Source organism: Actinotalea sp. C106 (genome assembly GCF_023630195.1).
Classification (GTDB): Bacteria; Actinomycetota; Actinomycetes; order Actinomycetales; family Cellulomonadaceae; genus Actinotalea.
This window is the reverse complement of sequence record NZ_JALPKN010000307.1, coordinates 1-3,541: the sequence shown is the minus strand read 5'-3', so window position 1 is coordinate 3,541 and position 3,541 is coordinate 1. Positions and strand designations below refer to the sequence as shown.

3 protein-coding genes are annotated in these 3,541 nt (G+C 70.9%); 1 reads left to right on the top strand and 2 read right to left on the bottom strand.

Annotation, left to right across the window (positions count from 1 at the left end):
* Nucleotides 1-102: 102 nt before the first annotated feature.
* Entirely contained in the window at nucleotides 103-1,785 is a 1,683-nt protein-coding gene (gene ettA / locus L0B03_RS15390; protein WP_250447397.1) for an energy-dependent translational throttle protein EttA, read from the bottom strand.
* 60 nt (nucleotides 1,786-1,845) lie between these two features.
* Nucleotides 1,846-2,391: a single-stranded DNA-binding protein gene (locus L0B03_RS15385; RefSeq protein WP_250447396.1), complete on the bottom strand. Its 546-nt coding sequence runs from the start codon at nucleotides 2,389-2,391 to the stop codon at nucleotides 1,846-1,848.
* 148 nt (nucleotides 2,392-2,539) lie between these two features.
* Between L0B03_RS15385 and L0B03_RS15380 the strand changes: the two genes are divergently transcribed.
* On the top strand, nucleotides 2,540-3,340 hold the full coding sequence (locus tag L0B03_RS15380; protein WP_250447394.1) for a sulfite exporter TauE/SafE family protein: 801 nt from the start codon (nucleotides 2,540-2,542) through the stop codon (nucleotides 3,338-3,340).
* Nucleotides 3,341-3,541: the final 201 nt, after the last annotated feature.

The window sequence follows — 3,541 nt, the reverse complement described above, 5'->3', positions numbered from 1 at the left end:
TGCTCGGGGCTCGCGACCATGCCGCCTCCTCCTCGGTGCGCGCCGGGCCGCGCCACGCTCCCTGCCGGGTCCCTGGTCGGGGCCGCGGCAGGGAGCAGGGCGTCAGTCGCGGGTGAGCTTGCGGTACGTCACCCGGTGCGGGCGCGCGGCGTCCGCCCCGAGACGCTCGACCTTGTTGGCCTCGTAGGACTCGAAGTTACCCTCGAACCAGTACCAGCTCGACGGGTTCTCCTCGGTGCCCTCGTAGGCCAAGATGTGCGTCGCGACCCGGTCGAGGAACCACCGGTCGTGCGAGACGACCACGGCGCAGCCCGGGAACTCGAGCAGGGCGTTCTCGAGGGAGCCGAGGGTCTCGACATCGAGGTCGTTGGTGGGCTCGTCGAGGAGCAGCACGTTGCCGCCCTGCTTGAGGGTCAGCGCGAGGTTGAGACGGTTGCGCTCGCCACCGGACAGCACCCCGGCGGGCTTCTGCTGGTCAGGTCCCTTGAAGCCGAAGGCTGCGACGTACGCCCGCGAGGGCATCTCGACGTTGCCGACCTTGATGAAGTCGAGCCCGTCGGAGACGACCTCCCACAGGGTCTTCTTGGGGTCGATCCCGCCGCGCGACTGGTCCACGTACGAGAGCTGGACCGTCTCGCCGACCTTGAGGTCGCCGTCGTCGAGCTCCTCGAGCCCCACGATCGTCTTGAACAGCGTCGTCTTGCCGACGCCGTTGGGGCCGATCACGCCGACGATGCCGTTGCGAGGCAGGGTGAAGGACAGCCCGTCGATCAGCACACGGTCGTCGAAGCCCTTCTTGAGGTCCTTCGCCTCGATGACGACGCTGCCCAGACGCGGGCCCATCGGGATCTGGATCTCCTCGAAGTCCAGCTTCCTGGTCCGGTCGGCCTCGGCCGCCATCTCCTCGTAGCGGGCCAGACGAGCCTTGGACTTCGTCTGACGGCCCTTGGCCGAGGAGCGCACCCACTCGAGCTCGTCCTTGAGGCGCTTGGACAGCTTGGCGTCCTTCTTCCCCTGGACCTCGAGCCGGGCCTGCTTCTTCTCGAGGTAGGTCGAGTAGTTGCCCTCGTAGGGGTAGAGGCGGCCGCGGTCGACCTCGGCGATCCACTGGGCGACGTGGTCGAGGAAGTACCGGTCGTGGGTCACGGCCAGCACGGCGCCCTCGTACTGCGAGAGGTGCTGCTCGAGCCAGAGCACGCTCTCGGCGTCGAGGTGGTTGGTGGGCTCGTCGAGGAGCAGCAGGTCGGGCTTCTCGAGGAGGAGCTTGCACAGGGCCACGCGGCGGCGCTCACCACCGGAGAGCACCGACACGTCGGCGTCCGGCGGCGGGCACCGCAGCGCGTCCATCGCCTGCTCGAGCTGGGCGTCGAGGTCCCACGCGTTGGCGGCGTCGATGGCCTCCTGGAGCTTGCCCATCTCCTCGAGGAGAGCGTCGAAGTCCGCGTCGGGCTCGGCCATGAGGGCAGAGATCTCGTTGAAGCGGTCGAGCTTGCCCTTGATCTCCCCCACCCCCTCCTCGACGTTGCCGAGGACGGTCTTCTCCTCGTTGAGGGGCGGCTCCTGCAGCAGGATGCCGACCGTGTAGCCGGGCGACAGCCGCGCCTCACCGTTCGACGGTTGGTCGAGCCCGGCCATGATCTTGAGGATCGTCGACTTCCCGGCACCGTTCGGCCCGACGACGCCGATCTTCGCCCCCGGGTAGAAGCTCATGGTGACGTCGTCGAGGATCACCTTGTCGCCGTGCGCCTTACGCGCCTTGTACATGGTGTAGATGAACTCAGCCACGGTCGGGTCTGCTCCAAGCGTCGGACGGGCGGCGCAGCTGCGCCTGGGCCACCCGTCAGCCTACGGCGTCAGAGCCACCGCGTCCTCGGACGTCCGCGCCTCGTCCTGAGCGGCCGGCACCTCCCACGGGTCGACCTCACCCGTGCCGTCCTCCGTGCGGCTGAGTCCGAGCTCGTCGTCCTCGGGCGGCCCGGCGTCCTCGGTGCCGGTCGCCCCCTCCGTCGTCGCGCCCGCGGCACCGCTCGTGTAGGTGCGTCGGGTGAACACCGAACGGCCCCGCGTGAGGTCGTGCCCCACCGCAGCGACCTCGACCGTCAGCCCCGTGCGAGGACCGTTCTCCCCGATCCACTCCTCGGTGCGCAGCTTGCCGTGCACCACGACGGGGTCGCCCTTGTGCACCGAGGCTGCCACGTTGAGGGCCACGTCCCGGAAGGCCTTGGCCGTGAACCACTCGGTACGCCCGTCGGTCCACGCCCCCTGCCTGCTGTCGAACCATCGCGGTGTGGTCGCGACACGGAAGCTCGTGAACGGCACCCCGTCCCCGACGACCTCGCGCGGGGTCGAGGCAGCCCAGCCCACGACCGTGACCATCATCTCGTTCGCCATGTCCGTCTCCGTCCGTCCCGAGCCGGCCTCTCCGGCTCTGCGACGAGCCTCGGCTCCCCCACCCGGCGACGGCAGACGGGTCCGGCCGACCTGGGGACGGGCCCGCCCGGCTCGGGCTGTGGACACCGACGCCGGTAGCGTGCCCCTCGTGCCAGACACCCCGGACCAGGCTGCTCCTGCGGCTCGCCCTCCCCTGCCCCTGCTGCGCCTGGCCCTCGTCGGTGTGGTCGGCGGCCTGCTCTCGGGGCTCTTCGGGGTGGGCGGCGGCATCCTCATGGTGCCGCTGCTCATCGGGCTCGCCCACATGGATCAGCGCCGGGCGGCCGCGACCTCACTGGTCGCGATCCTGCCCACGGCCGTGGTGGGGAGCGTCACCTACGGGCTCAACGGGCAGGTCGACCTCGTCGCGGGCCTGCTGGTGGCCCTCGGCGGCGTGGTCGGGGCGAAGGTCGGCACCCTGCTGCTGCGCCGGCTGCCCCTGGGCTGGTTGCGCTGGATGTTCGTCGCGCTCCTCGTCGTCGTCGCGGTGCAGCTGGTCCTGGTGGTGCCGAGCCGCGGCGCGGAGATCGTCGTCACGCCGTGGGCGGGGGTGGCCATGGTCCTGGTCGGGGTGCTCGTGGGCATCACGGCGGGGCTGTTCGGCATCGGGGGCGGGGTCATCACCGTCCCGGCACTGATCATGCTGTTCGGTGCTGGTGACCTGGTCGCCAAGGGGACGTCCCTGCTCGTGATCATCCCGACCGCCGTGGTCGGGACGTGGAGCAACCTGCGCGGTGGTCTGGTCGACCTCCGCGCCGGGGCGGTCGTGGGCCTGACGGCGACCCTGACCTCCTTCGGTGGCGTCGCCCTGGCCTTCATCATCCCCGCGCAGGTGTCGAGCGTGCTGTTCGCGGTGCTCGTGCTGGGCTCGGCGATCCAGCTCGCGATCCGGGCGTACCGGCTGCGCTGAGCCGTCGCGGACCGCAGCGACCTCGGGCCGCGGCGACCTCAGGCTGCGGCGACCTCAGGCTGCGGCGACCTCGCGCACGGCGCGGTGGTCGGCCAGCACGACGAGGCTCGGCCGGGCAAGGCGGGTGTCGACCACCTCGCCGAGAGCGGCCCGTGCGGCCTCGGCGAACTGCGTCGAGCGCCGCCGTCCGGCGCTAAGTCG

Coding starts and splice junctions, on each gene's coding strand:
- L0B03_RS15385 (WP_250447396.1), bottom strand. CDS start 2,391: ATGGCGAACGAGATGATGGTCACGGTCGTGGGCTGGGCTGCCTCGACC.